This window comes from Streptomyces sp. NPDC059499 (assembly GCF_042749285.1).
Classification (GTDB): Bacteria; Actinomycetota; Actinomycetes; order Streptomycetales; family Streptomycetaceae; genus Streptomyces.
Genome location: NZ_JBHYTT010000010.1, coordinates 140,573 through 160,494 on the forward strand (window position 1 = coordinate 140,573; position 19,922 = coordinate 160,494).

Here is a 19,922-nt window from a genome sequence, read left to right on the forward strand (position 1 = left end):
GCCGGTCGGCGCCGGACGCCGATTCGGCGACGGGAACCGGTCAGGGCCGTGTGGGCGGGTGCTGCTCGTCCTGCGTGTGCGAACTCCCGGCGGGCTGGGGCGAGGTCATGTCGAGGAGGAGCATCGAGTCGTGATCGGGTGAGCCGGGTTCGGCCGTGTAGACACCGAAGCGTTGGCCCGGTGTGCCTTCGATGTGCATGCTCTGCCCGCTGAGGGTGATCACACCGACCTGAGGATGGTGGAAGGTCTTCTGGATCTTCTTCCGGCCCACGACCTCGTAGCGTTCCCACAGCCTGGCGAAGTCGGGGCTCTTGAGCAGGAGCTCGCCGACCAAAGTGACCAGGTCGGGGGCGTCGGGGTTCATACCGGCCTCGGCGCGGAGGCGGGCTACGCAGCCGCGGACCTGCGTGTCCCAGTCGGGGAACAACTCGCGCGCGGTGGGGTGGAGGAAGAGGTAGCGGGCCAGGTTCCGCTGGTTGGCGGGCCAGTCGGCCATTCCCGCGTACAGGGCCAGGCCGCCGGTGTTCCAGGCGAGCAGGTCCATGCTCCGGCTGACGATGTAGGCCGGATTCGGCCGCATCGTCTCCAGCAACAGCTTCAGGTGCGGGCGGACCGTCCGGCTCGGTGGGAGCGGCGGCTCGGACGCGTGCTGGGCCGCGCGTGCGGCGAGCTCACGCAGGTGGTGGTGCTCGTCGTCGTCGAGGCGGAGGGCGCGGGCCAGGGCGTCGATCACCGCGGAGCTGGGCCGGGTCTCCTTGCCGCGTTCGATGCGGGTGTAGTAGTCGATGCTGATCCCGGCGATCGTGGCCAGCTCCTCGCGGCGCAGTCCAGGCGTGCGGCGCACTCCGGGCCCGGGGGTGAGGCCGACGCTGCCGGGACTGGTCTGGGTGCGACGGGCGTGCAGGAATCGCGCCAGTTCGTCGCCGCTCGTGTGCTCGGGTGCCATGGTGCCAGTGTCGCCCCGCCGCCACCGGGAGGGCATGCGCGAGAGGGGCCCTGTCACACCCCCGCTGGCCGCTCCCCGGCAGAACCCGGCCTGCCTGTTCGACGCCTGGAGCGGCACTGTGGATGACGTGCCCACTCGCACCTTCCGCCGGTCCGACGGCGTCCTTCGGCTCCGTCCCGGCGCCCGCGTGTATGCGGAGAAGCCGCGCTGCCACGGAGCAGACTGAACGAGGAAACAAACAAAAGGGAGAAATAGTCATGAAAACCATCAAGCTGCGTGATCTGGAGGTGTCGAGGATCGGTCTCGGTGCGATGGGGATGTCGCACGGCTACACCGGGTCCGGAACGGACGAGGCGGAGTCCGTGCGCACCGTGCATCGCGCGCTGGAGCTCGGTGTCAGCCTCATCGACACTGCGGAGATCTACGGCCCGTACACCAATGAGGAGCTTCTGGGCCGGGCCTTGAAGGGCCGTCGCGACGAGGTCGTTCTGGCGACGAAGTTCGGTCTCGTCTCCCATGCCGGTGACGGTGCGTGGAACCTGGACAGCAGCCCGGCCAACATTCGCACCGCTGTCGAGGGCTCGCTCCGGCGTCTCGGCACCGATCACATCGACCTCTGCTACCAGCACCGGGTCGACCCGAACACTCCCGTCGAGGAGACGGCCGGCGCGGTGGGCGAGCTGATCACCGAGGGAAAGGTCCGCGCGTTCGGCCTGTCCGAGGCCGGCCCCGACACCATCCGCCGCGCCCACGCAGTCCAACCGGTCACGGCCGTCCAGTCGGAGTACTCCCTGTGGACCCGGGGCGTGGAGGAGCGGGTGCTGCCGGTGCTGCGCGAGCTGAACATCGGCCTGGTGCCGTTCTCCCCGCTCGGCCGCGGGTTCCTCACCGGCACGATCCGCTCCGCCGACCAGTTCGACGCCACCGACTTCCGCCGCGACAACCCGCGCTTCACCGGCGAGAACTTCCAGCACAACCTGCGACTGGCCGACGAGGTCAAGGCCATCGCGGCCGAGGTCGGCGCCACACCGGCGCAGGTGGCCCTGGCCTGGCTGCTCGCCCAGGGTGAGGACATCGCCCCGATCCCCGGTACCAAGCGCGTGACCCGGGTCGAGGAGAACACCGCCGCGGACGGCGTCGAGCTGACCGCCGAACAGCTCGACAAGCTCGGCAGTCTGCCGCCCGCCGCAGGTGACACCCATACCGACGCTCAGCGGCAGATGCTCGAGCGCTGACCCGCGCCGTACGTGCCCGGCTTCTCCCATGACGACCGAACCTCTTCCACCAGGAGCACCACCCCATGCGCGCAGCAGTGATGTACGGAGCCGGCGACGTCCGGATCGAGGACCGGCCGGACCCACAGGTCCACCGGCCCACCGATGCCGTGGTGCGCACCGTCCTGTCGTGCGTGTGCGGCAGCGACCTGTGGCCCTACAGATCCATGCCCGTGACGGACACCGGCCGCCCGATGGGCCACGAGTTCCTCGGCGTCGTCGAGGAGACGGGTTCCGACGTCACCGGGATCAAGGCCGGTGACCTGGTCGTCACCCCGTTCACCTACTGCGACAACACGTGCGACTACTGCGCGAGGGGGCTGCACTCCTCGTGCCGGCACGGTGGCCGGTACGGCATCGACGGCGTGGACGGGGGCCAGGGCGAGGCCGTCCGCGTCCCGTACGCCGACGGCACCCTGGTCAGGCTCCCGGTCGGCGAGGACTCACCGCTGCTGCACTCCCTGCTCGCCCTGTCCGACGTCATGGGCACGGGACACCACGGCGCCGTCACCGCAGGCGTGTCCGACGGCGACTCCGTCCTCGTGATCGGGGACGGCGCGGTCGGCCTGTGCGCGGTGATCGCCGCCAAGCGCCTGGGCGCGGAGCGGATCATCCTCATGGGCCGGCACACCGACCGCACCGACCTGGGCCGCGACTTCGGGGCGACCGACGTGGTCGCCGAGCGCGGGGAGGAAGGCGTCGCCCGTGTACGCGAGCTGACCGCGGGGAACGGCGTCGGCAGGGTCATCGAGGCCGTCGGCGCCCGCCAGGGCCTGGACACCGCCCTCGCCGCCGTCACCGACGGCGGCACGATCAGCCGTCTGGGCATGCCGCAGTACGAGGAAGGCCCCATCGGGGCCTCCATGATCATGCGGAACATCACCCTCACCGGCGGCGTCTCCCCGGCCCGCGCCTACATCGAGCATCTGATGCCTGCCGTGCTCGACGGCACCATCCAGCCGGGCCGCGTCTTCGACCGGACCATCTCCCTGGACGAAGTCCCCGCCGCCTACCAGGACATGGCCGACCGGCGTGTCCTCAAGGCCCTCATCACCTTCTGACCCGTCACGCCCCGGGCGTGCAGGCCCACACCGCATCGCATCGCATCGCATCAAGGAGACCCCGTGCAGACCGTCACCCTGAACACCGGCGTCGAGATGCCGATCCTCGGCTTCGGCGTCTTCCAGATCCCGCCGGAGGACACCGAGCGGACCGTCACCGACGCCCTCACCGCCGGCTACCGGCTGCTCGACACCGCCGCCGCGTACGGCAACGAGGAAGCCGTCGGCCGCGCGATCAGGAAGAGCGGCATCCCGCGCGAGGACCTGTTCGTCACCACCAAGTTGTGGATCCAGGACGCGCCCGCGCAGGACAACGCAGAGCGCGCCTTCGAAACGTCGCTGCGCAAGCTCGGCCTCGACCATCTCGACCTGTACCTGATGCACCAGCCCTTCGGCGACGTGTACGGGCAGTGGCGGGCCATGGAGAAGCTGCACCACGCGGGCCGTGCGAAGGCGATCGGCGTCGCCAACTTCTACCCCGACCGCCTCGTCGACCTCCTCAGCAACAACGACGTGACGCCCGCGGTCAACCAGATCGAGACCCACCCCTTCTTCCAGCGCACCGCCGACCAGGACGTCATGCGCGAGCACGGCGTTCAGATCCAGTCCTGGGGCGGATTCGCCGAAGGCAGGAACAGTCTCTTCACGAACCCGGTCCTCAGCGACATCGGCAGGGCGCACGACAAGTCCGTGGCCCAGGTCGTGCTCCGCTGGCTGGTCCAGCGCGGCATCGTGACCATCCCCAAGTCCGTTCGCGCGGACCGCATGGCCGAGAACTTCGATGTCTTCGACTTCGAGCTCTCCGACGACCAGATGGCCTCCATCGCCGGCCTGGACACCGGCAGTTCCCTGTTCTTCGACCACCGGGACCCGGCCGTCGCAGGACAGCTGGGCAAGCGGCGACTGACCGACTGACCGCGAACCGCCCAAGGTGGCCGGGGCTTCCGCCCGACACGGCGGCCCCGGCCATCCCCCTCCGTTCCGCCACCATCGGCGGCCCGTCCCACGGCCCCAGGGGGCCCCTTGTCCCAGAAGCAGAAGATCACCGACATACGAACAGGCCCGTCGGCCGGAGCACGACGCCGTGCGCTGCTTCGCGGCGCACTTCTGGCAGGAGTGACCGTCATGACCGGAGCCCGGATCAGCGGCTGTTCCCCGCCACCGGGCGAAGGGAGCGCACCTGCGGCCACGAAGACCACCGGGCGGCCTGCCCCGTCCGTCACGCCGGGACAGCGGGTGCTGCTGGCCTACTTCTCGCGGCCGGGCGAGAACTACTACTACGGCGGGCGCACCGACCTCAGGACGGGCAACACCGAGGTCCTCGCCCGGATGATCAGCGAGCGCACCGGGTGCGACGTGCACCGCATCAAGGCCGTCGACCCCTACCCCGACGACTACGAAGAGACCGTCGCGCGCAACATCCGCGAGCAGGAGGGCGATGCCCGCCCCGCGATCGCCGGATTCCCGGACTCGATCGACCAGTACGGCACGGTGCTGCTGGCGAGTCCCATATGGAACGTTCGCGCCCCCATGATCATGTCGACGTTCACCGATGCGTTCGACTTCAGCGGGAAGACCGTCCTCCCTGTCACGACGTACGCGATGAGCGGTCTCGGCACCACGGAGCGCGACTACGCGGACTTCTGCTCCGGGGCGACCATCGGTGAAGGACTCGCGGTGCGCGGCGAGGAGGTCCGGAAGGCCGGCGCCGCCGTCGAGTCCTGGCTGCGGCGCGTGGGCCTGCCGAAGGACTGAGGCGGGTCGAACTCGGCGGAGTGCCGCCGGTCGTCGTACGGGGGCGGGGTGGGTGGCCTCGCCGCTGGGCCGACCCGGATCGGACGATCGTGGGTCGGCCCGGCGGCATCGACACTGATCAGCCGGCGATGGCGGCGAGATCGCCGGGTTCGTAGGCGCCGCCCTGGTTGTTGAGCATGACGCCGAGCCGATTGGTCGCGTTGATCATGGCGATCAGGGCGACCAGCGCGACGGTCCGGTCCTCGTCGTAGTGCTTGCGGACCTGGGCCCAGGTCTCGTCGGAAACGCCTTCGTAGCCGTCGATGATGCGGGTGCCCTCCTCCGTGAGGGCCAGCGCGGCCCGCTCGGCCTCGGTGAACACGGTGGAGTGACGCCAGGTGGCTACCAGGTTCAGCCGGGCCGCGGTCTCACCTGCGGCTGCGGCGTCCTTGCCGTGGATGTCGACGCAGAAGCCGCAGCCGTTGATCTGGCTGGCGCGCAGCTGCACCAGCTCCTGGGTGGACTTGGGCAGCGGCGACTCCTGGATCACCTGGCTCACGGCGAAGATCCGCTTGCCGATCCTGGCACCGGTCTCGTTCTCGAACAGGTTCATACGGGGTTCCATCACAACGTCCTCGCTCGTGGAATCGTGTGCCGCCCGGATCGGCCGGGCAGCGTCCTGATGCCCATGAGTCGCCGATCGGCCCGGTGCTGTGACAACACGGCGATGTGACGCAGGCCACCACGTTTCTGTGTCACAAGTACGTGAGGAACGGCGACTTGTGCGGGAGGGACTGGACGCGACAGGTGGGAGCCAACGATGGACGAGCGCACCGAGCCGGCTGCCGGCGTGAGCGGGCACAGCCCTCACGTCGGGGGTACGGACCCCGCCACCGAGGCGTTCGTCGCCCATCGCAACCTGCTGTTCACCGTTGCCTACGAGATGCTCGGTTCCGCGGCCGACGCCGAGGACGTCCTCCAGGAGACCTGGCTGCGCTGGGCGGGCGTCGACCAGGACACGGTCCGCGACCCTCGCGCCTTCCTGGTCCGCATCACCACACGCCAGGCGCTGACCCGGCTGCGCGTGCTGCGCCGGCGCAAGGAGTCCTACGTCGGCCCCTGGCTGCCCGAACCTCTGCTGACAGCTCCCGATGTCGCCGACGACATCGAGCTGGCCGACAGCGTCTCCATGGCGATGCTGCTCGTGCTGGAGACGCTCGCGCCGACCGAGCGGGCCGTTTTCGTGCTGCGCGACGTCTTCGATCTCGGGTACGACGAGATCGCGCAGGCTGTCGACAAGACGCCCGCTGCAGTCCGGCAGATCGCCCACCGTGCACGGGCCCACGTCGCGGCGCGCAGGCCCCGCGCCGTCGTGTCCCCGACGGAGACCCGCGACGTGCTCACCGCGTTCCGGCAGGCGCTCGAAACGGGCGATCTACGGCGCCTCCTCGACATGATCGCGCCCGATGTCGTCCTGCTGACCGACGGTGGCGGAATCGTGCCGGCCGCGCTGGAGCCTGTCGTCGGCGCCGACGCGGTGGCCGAGGTTCTGGGCCGGATCGCCCTCGGGCCGGGAGACAGCCGCAGGGCGCTGCGACCGACGCAGGTCAACGGCCATCCGGCCTTGCTCCTCTGCCTCGGCGACGAGATCGACAGCGTCCTGGCCGTACGCATCGAGGACGGTCGGATCATCAGCCTCTACGCCGTCCGCAACCCCGAGAAGCTGTCACGCGTCAATCGGGAAACCGCGGTGGGCCGCTGAGACCCGCTTCGTCTTCGACGGCAACCAGCGCCAACAGGGCAGCCTGGAACACATTCTTGCTCTCGGCCGTGTTCAACGCCGCCCGCCCGGAACCGGATCAGCGGCCCGGTGGTCACGGGCGGGTCCCGGCGTCGGTCAATGGTGGTATTTTCTGCCGCCGATCGACATGGCCCACGACACCTCAGGGGAACTTGATGACCACTCCGCCGCCGCCCGGTCAGAACCCGTACAGACAACCCGCCGCGCCGGTCCCCGCCCGCGGCTCGAGCGTCAAACGCGTCCTCAGGGGAGTCGTCACCGTCGTCGTGGCCGGCGTCGTCGTGTACGGCGGGTACACGACCTGGTTCGGCGGCGCGGCGACCGCCGACGCGGGTGACTGCCTGCACGCGGGCAACGCGTCGGCCACCGCGGTGATATCCGTCGGCGATCCCGAGTTCGAGATCGTGGACTGCGGCACGCCCGAAGCCCAGTTCAAGGTCACCGGCCGTACCTCCGGCACGGACGGTACCTGCGACAGTCAGTACCAGCGCTACACCCAGGGCGGCGCGGGCCGGGACTTCACCCTGTGCCTCGAACGCCTCAAGTGAACCCTCGCACCACGGGCTGAACGTTCCCGGCGCCGCCGGTGCCGGGAACCTCCGCGGCACCGCTCCGCCCATCGTCAAACCCGGGTAGGCCCGGCATCAGTGACGTTCCGTCACAGCCGGAGGATGTCCTGCGCGGAGGGCGTGGAGGTGCGCAGGGCGTCATCGCCGTAGAGCTCACGCCCGGGCCCGATGCGGGGTTCGGTCAGGCCGTCGGTGCAGAGAAGCAGGGTGTCGCCGGGCAGGAGCCGGGGCAGGGCACCGGTGAGCATGCCGCCGGGGGTGGGCAGGTAGTGCGCGGTGCGGTCGGCGCGTGGGAAAAATGCTCCCGCCGTGGCACGTCAAACCCTCATCTCGCCGTCGCAGCTATTAATCCATCCGGAGCACAACGTTTCGGAAAGAACTGGGGTGCACCGTCTCAGGGCGTGGGCGGAACGGACGGCCCCGCGGCCCGGCGGTATTCGGCATTGATGCGCTGGGCTTCTTCGAGCTGGTCTTCAAGGATGACGATGCGGCAGGCTGCCTCGATGGGGGTGCCCTGATCGACAAGTTCCCGGGCTCGCGCGGCGATGCGCAGCTGATAGCGGGAGTAGCGGCGGTGGCCGCCCGCGGAGCGGAGCGGGGTGATCAGTCGGGCCTCTCCGATGGCGCGGAGGAATCCCTGGGTGGTGCCGAGCATCTCAGCGGCCCGGCCCATGGTGTAGGCGGGGTAGTCGTCGTCATCGAGACGACCGAACGAGTCATTTACTGTCATTTGCACCTCTCTGCGGAACGCGTTGAGGGGCCTTGGTGCCGTACTGGCACCAAGGCCCCGAAGGAACTTCTACACCATCCACCGGCCCAGATACTGCGCCGGCCCTCTGTTTCCGCAGACCCGACCTGAACGCTGTCGGGGACGCGGGGATCGCGGTTGCTTGACCGGAGACCACCTCACTATCGATGTCCTGCGGTACCCGGGCCCAACGATGTCCGCCCGGGCGATCCTGATGGCGCGGGGCTCCTCCGTTCTTTCCCTCTGGATGAACTGCTTACCGAGCAAGACCTGCGTACTACTGGTACTGCGAGCTGCACCTACTGGACCGCTGCCGCATGAACTGCGGCCCTTCTCATGGCAGCCCCTGGTCCCGCGGGCCGCCCGGTCCGGTCGTCAGTCCCGTCGCCGTCCTGCAACAGCCCTGGCTTCGGAACTCCACCACCGCACCGTCGTGCGACTGCAACTGCGTACCACTGCCTGGCAGTTCATGCCTGCCGGGCCTTGCTCGATCTCGACTACGTGAGAAACCATAACCACCCCACCACCCAATGTCTACTACCGCCACCATAGATTTCCATGCGCTGGGCAACGAGATAGTCGACCTCGGCCATGGGGTGCGCGCCGGCCGTTCGCCGAGTGCGCCTGCGCTCAAAAGAGGAACCCCATCCGACGCGCGGATGGGGTTCCTCCATGCGATGAGTACCGGTCAGGTGGTGGAGTTGCCCACGCCGCAGAACGCTCGCCTACGCGCCTGCGGACCGCACCACATCGCGCTCACCGCGGATCAGGCGGGTCAGCGCTGCAGGGTAAGGACGCCCGGCCGCCAGGGCAGCTGGTCGTAGGGTCCGCCCGCGGTGGGGGACTTGCCCTGGTAGAGGAGCTGCAGGTTGCAGGGGTCGATGGTCATGGTCTGGTCGGGGTTGTTGCGGACCAGATCACCGTGGCTGATGTCGTTGGTCCAGGTGGCACCACTGTTGGCCTTGCCCGCGAAGGGGTTGCTCTCGCCGGCGGCCTGCGGGGTCCATGACTCGTTCAGGCTGGAGGCCGTGAAGGAGCGGAAGTAGCGCCCGTTCGCGCCCATCGCCTCGACGATCATGAGGTACTGATTCTCGCCCTGGACCTTGTAGACCTGTACGCCCTCGAAGAGGTTGGCCTTCGTGTCGCTCATGATCGTCGTGTACGACGAGCCGAAGCTGCCCGGGAAGTTCCCGAGCGGCATGCTCGCCCGGTAGATCTTGCCGTTGTCACCGGCGAAGAACAGGTACATGTTCTGACCGTCGGCGATCAGGGTCTGATCGATCGGTCCGGTATCGGAGCCGGAGATGCTGCCGGTGAAAAGCGGCTGCGGCGAGGACCAGCCGTTGGGATCGGTGGGGTCGCCGGAGGTGCGGTAGACGAAGGCCGACGCACCCCACTGGTACGCCAGCACCCAGATGTTCTTCGGCGCGAAATAGAACAGCGTGGGCGCAACTGCGGCCTGGCTCATCCCGGCCTGGCCCGCCGAAGCCATGTCCGACCAGTTCGTGAAGGGAGCGAACCTCATCGAGCCGTACGACGATCCTGACACGTTCGACGCGTAGACCAGGTGCTTGCCGTTGTACATCACGCTGGTGAAGTCCTTCAGCGCGGCCCACCCGTTCGCCGGCTGCGCCAGAACACCCGTCGACGTCCACCGGTACGTAGACGGAAGAGCGCACGTGCCGCCCGTCGGCGGGGTTCCGGTCAGACCGGTCCACTTCTGATTGCCGCCGCCGTTGCACGTCCACAGCTGCACCGCCGTGCCGTTGGCCGTTCCGGCGTCCGCGGCCTCCAGGCACAGTCCGGACTCCACGCCGACGACCGTACCGTCGGAGTTCACCCGCCACTGCTGGTTCGCACCGCCGGAACAGCTCCAGATCTGCACCCGGGTACCGGCCGTGGTGGCGTGGCCCGGAACGTCCAGGCACTTGTTGCCGTACACGGTCAGCTGGTTGGCGTCCGTGAACGTCCACTGCTGGTTGGTTCCGTTCCAGCAGTCGTAGATCTGCAGGGACGTGCCGTCGGTCTGGACGGCACCCGACACATCGAGGCACCGGCCCGAACCGACACCGCGCAAGGCGCCACTGGTTGCCGCCTGGGCCGGGTTGGCGACGAGCATCGCCGCCAACGTGACCAGGACCGCGACCGCGGCGGCGAGAACCACAGACAGATGCCTGCGGCTGAATTTTCCACTGCGCATGGGGACTTCCCAAACCTCGAGTAAGCGGTTCCGGCCGACCCCGTCAGAGGCTGTCCGGACTGTCGTTGTGGTGCGGTCGGCGCGCGACCATGCGCAATTAGGCATGGCCATGACATACACCTGCGCGGCGCACTCCTCCTCGGCTCGACATTTCGGTGGGCGCGACTCGCAGGCACTCCGCTGCGCCCGGTGGAACTTCCACGTGTTCGTAATTTCGAACAAGGGTCGAAGTGTCGAGCAACCTGAATAATAGGGAACCGCTGAATTGCGTCAATACTTCTCGCATGATTCGCGAGCAGTGCCGAAAGATTCGCAGGACCTTGTGGGCCAAACATGCAGGCCTGACTGATCAGATGGCCGGACTACACGGAAGGACAGCTCTTCAGCTGCGGAATAGGGCCGATTTCGGGAAAGATCTTGACATGACCGACCACCCTTCCCGGATGCGCGGCACCTCGGTTTTCCGAATGAAGTCCGAAATTTCGAACCCACGCCGACAACCCCGATGCCCACCCCTCGCCTTGAGTCGCTCACAGGAGCGGGCCGGTGCGACGGATGCGTTCTGGGGGCAACCGTTGCGGCACCGAGCCCTGCCGCGCACCGCCGGACGCACGAAGCCACTCGAGCCTCGCACCGCCTCCGACCACGGCGCGGTCAGCGCTTGAAGCTGTCCTTCGACCTCTCCTTGACGTCCCGGGCCTTACCCCGGGCCTCCAGTGCGGCTCCCTTGGCTGCCGTGGTCTCGTTACCCACCGCGTGCGCCACCTTCCTGACGACCTTCCCGACAGCCCGCTCGGTCTTGGCCTTGGCCTTCTCTCCGACACTCATGTCGGTCCCTTCATAGGCGCTCACTCATCCGCCCCTGGCCCCGGAGCGAAGATCAGGCACCACAGCAGCGCCGCGAACCCTCCGACGGCCGCGCTCTCCAGCAGCTCCGCCGCAGTGATGCCCACACACTTCATTGTGGTCCCGGCAGAAGCGTTCGTTGGCGCTCACTCTGCGGTTTCCGGGGCACGGCTCCACATTCGCCCGACGGTGCCGTTCAGTACATTCACGTGACACGCCCCTGAGCAAGCGCTTAGATAGTACGTCCCGAACGTGCGCCCACCGAGCTGGAGATCCCGTTGCTGTTCACATCCGTTGACGACGTCTCTGCGCGCCTCGCCGAGACCGGCTACCTGGCATCTCCGGCGGTCGCCACAACCGTCTTCCTTGCCGACCGCCTCGGCAAGCCGCTCCTGGTAGAGGGCCCCGCCGGGGTCGGCAAGACGGAACTCGCCAAAGCCGTCGCTCAGGTCGCGGGCGCGCGGCTTGTCCGGCTGCAGTGCTACGAAGGCGTCGACGAGTCACGGGCGTTGTACGAGTGGAACCACGCCAAGCAGCTCCTGTGCATCAGCTCGGGCCGCGACAAGACCTGGGACGAGACGCGCACGGACATCTTCAGCGAGGAGTTCCTGCTGCCGCGTCCGTTGCTGACAGCCATCCGCGGCGACGACCCGAAGGTGCTCCTGATCGACGAGACGGACAAAGCCGACGTCGAGGTGGAGGGGCTGCTGCTCGAAGTGCTCAGCGACTTCCAGATCACCGTCCCCGAACTGGGCACGATCACCGCCGCACGACGCCCGTTCGTCGTCCTCACCTCGAACGCGACCCGTGAGCTGTCCGAAGCGCTGCGCCGCCGTTGCCTCTTCCTCCACATCGGCTTCCCGGACCAGGAGTTGGAGCGGCACATCGTGAGGCTGAAGGTACCGGGCCTCGGAGAGGCGCTGACCGAGTCCGTGGTGCGGGTGGTCGGCGCGCTGCGAGAGATGGACCTGCGGAAGGTGCCGTCGGTCGCCGAGACCATCGACTGGGCGCGCACACTCCTCGCGCTCGGAGCGGACACGCTCGACGAGACCATCGTGCGCGACAGTCTCGGCGTGATCCTCAAGCATCAGGACGACCTCGTGAAGGCGTCCGCCAAGCTCGATCTGGATGCCCTGTGAGTGCGCAGACGGCTGTCGCGGAGCGACTGACCGGTCTCGTCGGGACACTGCGCGTGCACGGTATCCGCATCGGCACCGGGGAGACCGTGGACGCGGCTCAGGCGGTAGCCGCGCTCGGCCTGGCCGATCGCGAACAGCTGCGCGAGGGGCTTGCCGCGACGCTGTTGCACAACGCGGGTCAACGGCCGATTTTCGACGGGGTCTTCGACCTCTACTTTCCGGGCGGTGTCGGGGCGCCGAGCACGGACGCGCCCGCAGACCTGGGTGATCTGCGTGACCGACTCTCGCTCGCCCTCACCACGGGCGACCAGGCAATGCTCGGCCGACTGGCCGTCGAGGCGGTCAACGGATTCGGAGGATACGGATCCTCACCTGGGCCGGGCGGCTGGTCGTCGCACCAGACGCTCGAGCGGCTCCAGCCCCAGACGCTCCTGGCCGGCGTCCGGGACAGCATCCGGGCACGGACCGGCCCGACAGGGTTCGCCGACCGGCTGCTGGAGGACGAGATCCGTCGGCGCATCGAGGCGTTCCGCCGGCAGGTCGCCACGGAGGCACGGCGCCGGGTCGCCGAGCGGCGCGGCACTGACGAGATCGCCCGGCGGGCGATTGCGCCGACCGCGGACCGGGTCGATTTCCTGAGCGCCGGGCAGGCCCAGGTGGCCGAGTTGCGCCGGACCGTTCAGCCCCTCGCCCGCAAACTGGCGACCCGGCTGGCCGCACGCCGCCGCCGTGCCGCGCGTGGGTCCATCGACCTGCGGCGGACCTTGCGAGGATCGCTGTCGACAGGCGGCGTTCCGATGCGGCTCGTACTGCGTAAGCGGCGTCCTGTTCGCCCCGAACTGGTGTTGCTGTGCGATGTGTCGGGCTCGGTCTCAGGCTTCTCGAACTTCACGCTGCTGCTGGTGCAGGCGCTGCACGACCAGTTCAGCAGGGTGCGGGCATTCGCCTTCGTCAACCGGATCGACGAGGTGACCCGGCTGATGGAGCACGGCGCAGCCGCCCCCGAGGAGCTGAGCGCGCGCATCAGGTCCGAGGCGGAACTCACGAGCTGGCGCGACAGCAGTGACTACGGTACGGCGTTGGGTGAGTTCGCCGAGCGGTACGGAGAAGCGGTCGGCTCGCGCACGACGGTGTTCGTACTCGGTGACGCCCGGACAAACATGTGCGATCCGAACCTTCCAGCCGTGCGACGCGTCGTCGGACAGGCCCGCCGTGTCTACTGGTTGAACCCCGAGCACCGTGCCCAGTGGGGCACGGGCGACTCCGCCGCACTCGCCTATGCCGACCTGGTCGAGATGCACGAGTGCCGTAACGTCCAACAGCTCAGCACCCTGATCGCCCGCCTGCTGCCGATCTGATCACCGTGCCGGCTGTCCGGCCACGGACGGGCAGCGAACACGGCAAGGTGCAGGTCGGCGAAGCCGATCTGGGTGGGTGCCAGGCACCGGAGGCGACCTTCTGCGGTTGTGCGCGCAGCCGAGTGCCCGCCGTCGGCGCCCTCGCCTCCCCGACGGAGTCGGGTCAGTCGTCCTTCTTCACCGGCTCCAGGATCGCGACGCACTCCACGTGGTGCGTCATCGGGAACAGGTCGAACGCCCGCAGCGTGCGGACCTTGTAGCCGCCGTCCTTGAAGTACGCAAGGTCCCGGGCCAGTGCCGCCGGGTCGCAGGCCACGTAGGCGATCTTGCGTGCGCCCAGCCCCGACAGGTGCTTGACGACCTGCTTGCCGGCACCGGCGCGGGGCGGGTCGAGGACGATGAGGTCGCACTCGGTGATGCCGGTGCGCGGGAGGACCTGGTCGACCTTGCCGTGCTCGATGCGGACGCGGTCGAGGTCCTGGAGGTTGTGGCGGGCGTCCTCGACGGCGCGCTTGCCGGACTCGATGCCGAGCACCGCGCCCTTCTCGCCGATGCGCTGGCCGATCGCGCCGGCGAAGAGGCCGACACCGCAGTACAGGTCCAGGGCGGTGTCGTTCTTGCGGGGCAGCAGGCCCTGCATGACCGCGCGGACCAGGGTGTTGGCCGCCTGCGGGTGGACCTGCCAGAAACCGCCGGAGCCGACGCGGTAGGTACGGTCGTCGGCGCGCTCGCGGACGAAGGCGCGGCCGTGGACGCGGTGGACGCCGCCGTCCTTCTCCTCGACGCGGAGCACCGAGACGGGCTTGTCGAGCTCCACGAGCGGCAGCCGGCCGCCCTCCTTCGGGGTCAGGATGACCTGGCGGTCGTGCGACCCGGTGGCGGAGATGGCCTCGACCGACGCGATCTGCGGCCAGTCGCGCTTCTCGATGCCCAGCTCGGAGACCCCGGGGGCGGCGATCATGCAGTGGTCGATCGGCTGGACGTCGTGCGAGCGGTGCTTGCGCAGCCCTGCCCGGCCGTCCGCGTCGATCGTGTACTGGACGCGGGTGCGCCATGCGGGCACCTCGCCCGGCGGGAGCTTGTCGCCCTCGGCGGGCATGACGGTGCCGTCCCAGCCCGCTTCCTCGGGGGTGAGGCCCGCGAGGCGCTGCAGCTGCTCGGCGATCACCTCGCCCTTGAGGCGGCGCTGGGCGCCGGGCTTGGCGTGCTGCCAGTCGCAGCCGCCGCACTTGCCGGGGCCCGCGTAGGGGCAGGGGGCCTCGACCCGGTCCTTGGACGCCTCGATGATCTGTACGGCGTCGGCGCGCAGGAAGCGTGAGTCGCTCTCGCCGTCGGTGACCCGGGCCACGATCTTCTCACCGGGGAGGGTGTGCCGTACGAAGAGGACCTGGCCCTCGGCGGTGCGGGCGATGCAGTGACCGCCGTGTGCCACGGGGCCGACCTCGACCTCGTACTCCCGACCGATCAGCGACTCCCCGGCCTGCGACGATGTGGATTCGTTCTGCATGAGGGGGTGGCTCCAGAGATCAAGGGGAAAGCGGCCGGACAACAACCCACGAGTCTACGTGGGTGTCGCCCTGCCGCTTACCACGAACGGTTGCGCCGAGTCAGCCCTTGTGGCTGGATTCCTTGTTCCGCCGCTCCACGGGGCCTCGGCGGACCGATCCCGGAGCGTTCCAGTCCGCGCGCTTCCTGGCCCGCAGCTTCGCGGCCTCGGAGGACTCCAGCTGGTAGGGCACCGAGGTCACCATCACCCCCGGGGTGAACAGCAGCCGGCCCTTGAGGCGCAGGGCGCTCTGGTTGTGCAGCAGGTGCTCGTACCAGTGCCCGACGACGTACTCCGGGATGTACACGCTGACGACGTCGCGCGGGCTCTCCCGGCGCAGGCCCTTCACGTACTCGATGACCGGACGGGTCACTTCCCGGTAGGGCGAGTCGAGGATCTTCAGCGGAACGTTGATACCGCGTCGCTCCCACTCGTCCTTGAGTGCCTTGGTCTCGTCCGGGTCGACGCTGATCGAGAGCGCCTCCAGACGGTCGGAGCGCACGAGCTTGGCGTACGCGAGTGCCCGCAGCGTGGGCCGGTGGACCTTGGAGACCAGGACGATCGAGTGGACCCGGGAGGGCCGCATGGTGTCGTCGGACGGGGCGTCCGGGGCGGCGATCTCCTCCGAGACCCGGTCGTAGTGCTTACGGATCGCGGTCATCGTCCCGTAGAAGATGACCATGCCGAGGAGCGCGACCCAGGCACCGTGCGTGAACTTCGTCGCCAGGACGACGACGAGCACCAGGCCCGTGAAGAAGGCGCCGAAGGTGTTGATGGCCCGGGAGCGCTTCATGTGGCGGCGCTTGGCCGGGTCCTGCTCCGTACGCAGGTGGCGGTTCCAGTGCCGCACCATGCCTGTCTGGCTGAGCGTGAAGGAGACGAAGACGCCGACGATGTACAGCTGGATGAGCTTGGTCGAGTCCGCCCCGTAGATCCAGACGAGCAGGATGGCCGCGCCGGCCAGCAGCACGATGCCGTTGGAGAAGGCGAGCCGGTCACCGCGGGTGTGCAGCTGGCGCGGCAGGTAGCGGTCCTGGGCGAGGATCGAGCCGAGCAGGGGGAAGCCGTTGTACGCGGTGTTGGCAGCCAGGAAGAGCACGAGTGCGGTGGCCGCGGCGAGGATGACGAAGAAGAACGTTCCGTCACCGAAGACCGCTGCCGCGACCTGGGAGATCACCGGGTCCTGGACGAATTCCGCGCCTACGGCCACTCCGTTGTGGATGAGGTCCTGGGCCGGGTTCTCCGCCATTTTCACATCGGTGGCCATGGCCAGGCCGATGATGCCGCAGAACATGGTGACGGCCAGCAGGCCCATCGCCGCGAGGGTGGTCGCGGCGTTCTTGCTCTTGGGCTTGCGGAAGGCGGGCACACCGTTGCTGATCGCCTCGACGCCGGTGAGTGCGGCACAGCCGGAGGAGAAGGCCCGCAGCAGCAGGAAGACCAGGGCGAACCCGGCCAGTCCCTGGTGCTCGGCCTTGATCTCGTAGTCCGAGGTCGGGGCGTGCATGGTGTCGCCGAGGACGAGACCGCGGAACGCGCCCCAGAGGATCATGGCGAAGACGCCGAACACGAAGAGGTACGTGGGGATGGCGAAGAGCCTGCCGGACTCCTTGACGCCGCGCAGGTTCATCAGCGTCAGCAGGATGATGGCGCCGATGGCGAAGAACGTCTTGTGCTCGACGACGAAGGGGATGGCCGAACCGAGGTTCTCCACACCCGAGGAGATCGACACAGCCACCGTGAGGACGTAGTCGACCAGCAGGGCGGAGGCAACGGTGAGGCCGGCCTTGGGGCCGAGGTTGGTGTTGGCGACCTCGTAGTCACCGCCACCGCTCGGATAGGCGCGCACGTTCTGCCGGTAGGAGGCGACGACCGTGAACATGAGGACCACGACGGCGACCGCGATCCATGGGCTGAAGTGGTACGCCGACACGCCCGCGATGGACAGTACGAGGAGGACTTCTCCCGGTGCGTACGCCACAGAGGACAGCGGGTCGGATGCGAAGACGGGGAGCGCGATGCGCTTGGGGAGGAGTGTCTCTCCCAGCTTGTCGCTGCGCAGCGCCCGGCCGATCAGGATCCGTTTGGGCACGTCGGTCAGTTTGGACACGCTGAGGATCGTAAGCGCTGCGAAGACGGGCCGTCGGGGCACCACCCCCTCGGTGCCCGTAAATCCTTCATAATTACCCGCCCTCACCGGAAAAGTCCATGGAATCCTTAACGGAATCCTTGCGGTGCGAGGGGCTGGGCGGGGGTCCGCGGGCCCCGCGGCGCAGCCCCCGCGGGGTTCCCTTTGCCGTTCCGGCCGCGGCGTACGCACACTCGGATGAGGCAGTGGATGCGGCGCCGCATAAGCTCATCCCCGGGCAACACCGAAGGTGGTTGCCCCATTGTTTGCCCCGCAAGCTGAGAGAGAAGTGTGAGCAGGGTGTTTTCGCAGGTCATCCGGACGACCAGGACTGCGAGGTAGGCGCAAGGTGCACATCGTCATCATGGGCTGCGGCCGAGTCGGAGCCGCACTCGCACAGACCCTGGAACGGCAGGGGCACACGGTCGCCGTGATCGACCAGGACCCCACGGCGTTCCGCCGGCTCGGTTCCGGGTTCGGCGGCCGGCGGGTGAGCGGGGTCGGTTTCGACCAGGACACCCTCCGCGAGGCCGGGATCGAGGAGGCCGGGGCGTTCGCGGCGGTGAGCAGCGGCGACAACTCCAACATCATCGCGGCCCGGGTGGCCCGCGAGATGTTCGGCATCGAGAACGTCGCGGCGCGCATCTACGACCCGAAGCGTGCCGAGGTCTACCAGCGCCTCGGCATCCCCACCGTCGCCACGGTCCGCTGGACGGCGGACCAGATGCTGCGACGGCTGCTGCCTTCGGGGGCCGAGCCGCTGTGGCGTGACCCGAGCGGCGGTGTCCAGCTCGCCGAGGTCCATACGACGCCTTCCTGGATCGGTCACAAGATCAGCACGCTGCAGGAGGAGACGGGCGTTCGCGTCGCCTTCATCACCCGGCTGGGCGAGGCCGTACTGCCTTCGTCGCAGACGGTTCTGCAGGAGGGCGATCTGGTCCACGTGATGATGCGTACGGACGAGATCGCGAAGGTCGAGGAGGCCTTTGCCGAAGGTCCTGAGGAGGGCGGTCACTGATGCGCGTGTCGATTGCCGGGGCCGGCGCGGTGGGGCGTTCCATCGCGGCCGAGCTCCTGGAGAACGGGCACGAGGTGCTGCTGATCGACAAGGCGCCGACCGCCATCTCGGTGGAGCGGGTCCCGATGGCCGAGTGGCTGCTCGCGGACGCCTGCGAGATCACGTCGCTGGACGAGGCGGCGCTGCAGCGGTGCAACGTGGTGATCGCCGCGACCGGGGACGACAAGGTCAATCTGGTCGTCTCGCTGCTCGCCAAGACCGAGTACGGCGTTCCGCGGGTCGTCGCCCGGGTCAACAACCCGAAGAACGAGTGGCTGTTCAACGAGTCCTGGGGGGTCGATGTCGCGGTCTCCACGCCGCGTCTGATGTCCGCCCTGGTCGAGGAGGCGGTGAGCGTCGGTGATCTGGTCCGGCTGCTGCGCTTCAGCCACGGCGACGCCAACCTCGTCGAGCTGACGCTGCCCCCGGAGTCGGCACTGGCCGGCACCCCGATCAGCGATGTGGCCTGGCCCGAGGACACCTCGCTGGTCACCATCATCCGCGGTACGCGCGTCCTGACGCCGAGCCCCGAGGAGACCCTGGAGGCCGGTGACGAACTGCTGTTCGTGGCCGCCCAGGCCCGCGAGGAGCAGCTGGAGGACCTGCTCTCGGTCCGCCGCGAGCCTTCCGACAGCTGAGGTCCGGACAGGAGAGGGGCCCGGAACCGTGTGTCACGGTTCCGGGCCCCTCTCCTGTCCGGCGCGTACGGGCCGGGCGATGTCCAGCGTGTACGCGGCCGGGTCAGACGTCGTAGTTGCGGGCCTCGGCGGCCCGGGCCTTCTGCGCGTCCTTGCGGGCCTTCTCGGCCTCCTCCTGCGCCTCCATCTCCGCGAAGACGTCGATGGGCGGCGGCGCCTTGGCGAGGAAGACCCAGGTCAGGTACACCGCGAGCAGGAACGGCGGGATCTTGAGCGCGACGAGCACCCAGCCGAGCTGCGTGGTGTCCGCCCACCAGTACAGCGGGAAGAGGATCGCGCACTTGGCGAGCAGGATCAGCCCCCACGCGTAGCTGGCCTTGGCATAGGCCTTCTTGCGACCGGGGTTCCTGGTGCGCCAGGAGAGGTTCTCCTTGAAGACCGGACCGAGGATCAGTCCGATCAGCGGGACCCCGGCGAGGGTCGTGACGAGGTAGGCGAGCGCCAGGCCGAGCGTGTAGATCATGCCCGGCAGGTAGAAGTCCTTGGCGTTGCCCGTCATCATCGCGAAGACCACACCGAAGGCGACGCCGAAGACACCGCTGAAGGCGTGCTTGACGGTGTCCTTACGGATCAGCCGTACGACGACGAGCACCAGGGACAGCGCCAGCGCGGCGATGGCCGAGGCCTTCAGGTCCTTGTTGACGGTGAAGATCGTGACGAAGAGCAGCCCGGGCAGGACTGTCTCCACCATGCCGCGCACGCCGCCGAAGGCCTCGAAGAGCGCGGCTTCCGTGACCGCTTTCGCGTCGGCTGCCGGCTGGTCGGTGCTGTGGGGCTGGTGCGTGTCGGGCGTCGGCTTGTCGAGAGACGTCACCGG

The 19,922-nt window shown here is 68.6% G+C and carries 18 protein-coding genes and 1 pseudogene; 10 read left to right on the forward strand and 9 right to left on the reverse strand.

The window, feature by feature from the left end; all coding sequences use genetic code 11:
• Positions 1-40: 40 nt before the first annotated feature.
• On the reverse strand, positions 41-946 hold the full coding sequence (locus tag ACFW9O_RS23200) for a helix-turn-helix transcriptional regulator (protein ID WP_384611814.1): 906 nt from the start codon (positions 944-946) through the stop codon (positions 41-43).
• A 257-nt stretch (positions 947-1,203) separates the two neighbouring features.
• Between ACFW9O_RS23200 and ACFW9O_RS23205 the strand changes: the two genes are divergently transcribed.
• The 4 genes from ACFW9O_RS23205 (at position 1,204) to ACFW9O_RS23220 (ending at position 5,036) form a co-directional block, all read left to right on the forward strand.
• A complete protein-coding gene (locus ACFW9O_RS23205) occupies positions 1,204-2,181 on the forward strand; it encodes an aldo/keto reductase (RefSeq protein ID WP_384611816.1) in 978 nt (325 codons plus the stop codon).
• A 65-nt stretch (positions 2,182-2,246) separates the two neighbouring features.
• Complete coding sequence (locus tag ACFW9O_RS23210; RefSeq protein ID WP_384611817.1) at positions 2,247-3,281, forward strand: zinc-binding dehydrogenase; 1,035 nt, start codon at positions 2,247-2,249, stop codon at positions 3,279-3,281.
• 63 nt (positions 3,282-3,344) lie between these two features.
• Complete coding sequence (locus ACFW9O_RS23215; protein ID WP_384611819.1) at positions 3,345-4,196, forward strand: aldo/keto reductase; 852 nt, start codon at positions 3,345-3,347, stop codon at positions 4,194-4,196.
• A 210-nt stretch (positions 4,197-4,406) separates the two neighbouring features.
• The gene (locus tag ACFW9O_RS23220; RefSeq protein WP_384611821.1) at positions 4,407-5,036 is read left to right on the forward strand and encodes a flavodoxin; all 630 of its coding nucleotides are present in this window, start codon (positions 4,407-4,409) and stop codon (positions 5,034-5,036) included.
• Positions 5,037-5,154: 118 nt separating this feature from the next.
• Here ACFW9O_RS23220 and ACFW9O_RS23225 read toward each other — a convergent pair whose 3' ends face one another.
• On the reverse strand, positions 5,155-5,640 hold the full coding sequence (locus ACFW9O_RS23225) for a carboxymuconolactone decarboxylase family protein (protein ID WP_383178976.1): 486 nt from the start codon (positions 5,638-5,640) through the stop codon (positions 5,155-5,157).
• A 195-nt stretch (positions 5,641-5,835) separates the two neighbouring features.
• On the opposite strand from ACFW9O_RS23225, the gene ACFW9O_RS23230 reads away from it, so the two are divergent.
• Entirely contained in the window at positions 5,836-6,777 is a 942-nt protein-coding gene (locus ACFW9O_RS23230; protein ID WP_384611824.1) for an RNA polymerase sigma-70 factor, read from the forward strand.
• A 194-nt stretch (positions 6,778-6,971) separates the two neighbouring features.
• A complete protein-coding gene (locus ACFW9O_RS23235) occupies positions 6,972-7,364 on the forward strand; it encodes a hypothetical protein (protein WP_384611825.1) in 393 nt (130 codons plus the stop codon).
• Positions 7,365-7,513: 149 nt separating this feature from the next.
• On the opposite strand, the pseudogene ACFW9O_RS23240 reads toward ACFW9O_RS23235, so the two are convergent.
• From ACFW9O_RS23240 to ACFW9O_RS23255, 4 genes and pseudogenes are all read right to left on the reverse strand, one after another.
• Positions 7,514-7,675 (reverse strand): annotated as a pseudogene (locus ACFW9O_RS23240) (SpoIIE family protein phosphatase); the annotation flags it as partial.
• A gap of 104 nt (positions 7,676-7,779) precedes the next feature.
• Positions 7,780-8,115, reverse strand: coding sequence for a MerR family transcriptional regulator (locus ACFW9O_RS23245; protein WP_384611826.1), 336 nt, complete (start codon positions 8,113-8,115; stop codon positions 7,780-7,782).
• A 793-nt stretch (positions 8,116-8,908) separates the two neighbouring features.
• Complete coding sequence (locus ACFW9O_RS23250) at positions 8,909-10,333, reverse strand: non-reducing end alpha-L-arabinofuranosidase family hydrolase (RefSeq protein ID WP_384611828.1); 1,425 nt, start codon at positions 10,331-10,333, stop codon at positions 8,909-8,911.
• Positions 10,334-10,987: 654 nt separating this feature from the next.
• Entirely contained in the window at positions 10,988-11,161 is a 174-nt protein-coding gene (locus ACFW9O_RS23255) for a hypothetical protein (RefSeq protein ID WP_384611829.1), read from the reverse strand.
• A gap of 299 nt (positions 11,162-11,460) precedes the next feature.
• Here ACFW9O_RS23255 and ACFW9O_RS23260 point away from each other — a divergent pair, with 299 nt between their 5' ends.
• Entirely contained in the window at positions 11,461-12,318 is an 858-nt protein-coding gene (locus ACFW9O_RS23260; protein ID WP_384611976.1) for an AAA family ATPase, read from the forward strand.
• Entirely contained in the window at positions 12,315-13,676 is a 1,362-nt protein-coding gene (locus ACFW9O_RS23265) for a VWA domain-containing protein (RefSeq protein ID WP_384611831.1), read from the forward strand. Before ACFW9O_RS23260 ends, ACFW9O_RS23265 begins: the two co-directional genes overlap by 4 nt.
• 163 nt (positions 13,677-13,839) lie before the next feature.
• On the opposite strand, the gene ACFW9O_RS23270 is transcribed toward ACFW9O_RS23265, so the two are convergent.
• Positions 13,840-15,183 carry a class I SAM-dependent RNA methyltransferase gene (locus ACFW9O_RS23270; protein ID WP_384611833.1) on the reverse strand — a complete coding sequence of 448 codons (1,344 nt, stop codon included), beginning with the start codon at positions 15,181-15,183 and terminating at the stop codon, positions 13,840-13,842.
• Between the two features lie 100 nt (positions 15,184-15,283).
• Positions 15,284-17,332 (reverse strand): APC family permease, encoded by a 2,049-nt coding sequence (locus ACFW9O_RS23275; RefSeq protein ID WP_384611834.1) that lies wholly within the window; start codon positions 17,330-17,332, stop codon positions 15,284-15,286.
• Between the two features lie 367 nt (positions 17,333-17,699).
• Here ACFW9O_RS23275 and ACFW9O_RS23280 point away from each other — a divergent pair, with 367 nt between their 5' ends.
• A complete protein-coding gene (locus ACFW9O_RS23280; protein WP_384611835.1) occupies positions 17,700-18,368 on the forward strand; it encodes a potassium channel family protein in 669 nt (222 codons plus the stop codon).
• Positions 18,368-19,045 carry a TrkA family potassium uptake protein gene (locus tag ACFW9O_RS23285; protein ID WP_329206646.1) on the forward strand — a complete coding sequence of 226 codons (678 nt, stop codon included), beginning with the start codon at positions 18,368-18,370 and terminating at the stop codon, positions 19,043-19,045. Before ACFW9O_RS23280 ends, ACFW9O_RS23285 begins: the two co-directional genes overlap by 1 nt.
• A gap of 103 nt (positions 19,046-19,148) precedes the next feature.
• On the opposite strand, the gene ACFW9O_RS23290 is transcribed toward ACFW9O_RS23285, so the two are convergent.
• The gene (locus ACFW9O_RS23290) at positions 19,149-19,919 is read right to left on the reverse strand and encodes a DUF3159 domain-containing protein (RefSeq protein ID WP_351178927.1); all 771 of its coding nucleotides are present in this window, start codon (positions 19,917-19,919) and stop codon (positions 19,149-19,151) included.
• Positions 19,920-19,922: the final 3 nt, after the last annotated feature.

Coding starts and splice junctions, on each gene's coding strand:
- ACFW9O_RS23225 (WP_383178976.1), bottom strand. CDS start 5,640: ATGGAACCCCGTATGAACCTGTTCGAGAACGAGACCGGTGCCAGGATC.
- ACFW9O_RS23205 (WP_384611816.1), top strand. CDS start 1,204: ATGAAAACCATCAAGCTGCGTGATCTGGAGGTGTCGAGGATCGGTCTC.
- ACFW9O_RS23210 (WP_384611817.1), top strand. CDS start 2,247: ATGCGCGCAGCAGTGATGTACGGAGCCGGCGACGTCCGGATCGAGGAC.
- ACFW9O_RS23255 (WP_384611829.1), bottom strand. CDS start 11,161: ATGAGTGTCGGAGAGAAGGCCAAGGCCAAGACCGAGCGGGCTGTCGGG.
- ACFW9O_RS23250 (WP_384611828.1), bottom strand. CDS start 10,333: ATGCGCAGTGGAAAATTCAGCCGCAGGCATCTGTCTGTGGTTCTCGCC.
- ACFW9O_RS23220 (WP_384611821.1), top strand. CDS start 4,407: ATGACCGGAGCCCGGATCAGCGGCTGTTCCCCGCCACCGGGCGAAGGG.
- ACFW9O_RS23245 (WP_384611826.1), bottom strand. CDS start 8,115: ATGACAGTAAATGACTCGTTCGGTCGTCTCGATGACGACGACTACCCC.
- ACFW9O_RS23235 (WP_384611825.1), top strand. CDS start 6,972: ATGACCACTCCGCCGCCGCCCGGTCAGAACCCGTACAGACAACCCGCC.
- ACFW9O_RS23200 (WP_384611814.1), bottom strand. CDS start 946: ATGGCACCCGAGCACACGAGCGGCGACGAACTGGCGCGATTCCTGCAC.
- ACFW9O_RS23230 (WP_384611824.1), top strand. CDS start 5,836: ATGGACGAGCGCACCGAGCCGGCTGCCGGCGTGAGCGGGCACAGCCCT.
- ACFW9O_RS23270 (WP_384611833.1), bottom strand. CDS start 15,183: ATGCAGAACGAATCCACATCGTCGCAGGCCGGGGAGTCGCTGATCGGT.
- ACFW9O_RS23285 (WP_329206646.1), top strand. CDS start 18,368: ATGCGCGTGTCGATTGCCGGGGCCGGCGCGGTGGGGCGTTCCATCGCG.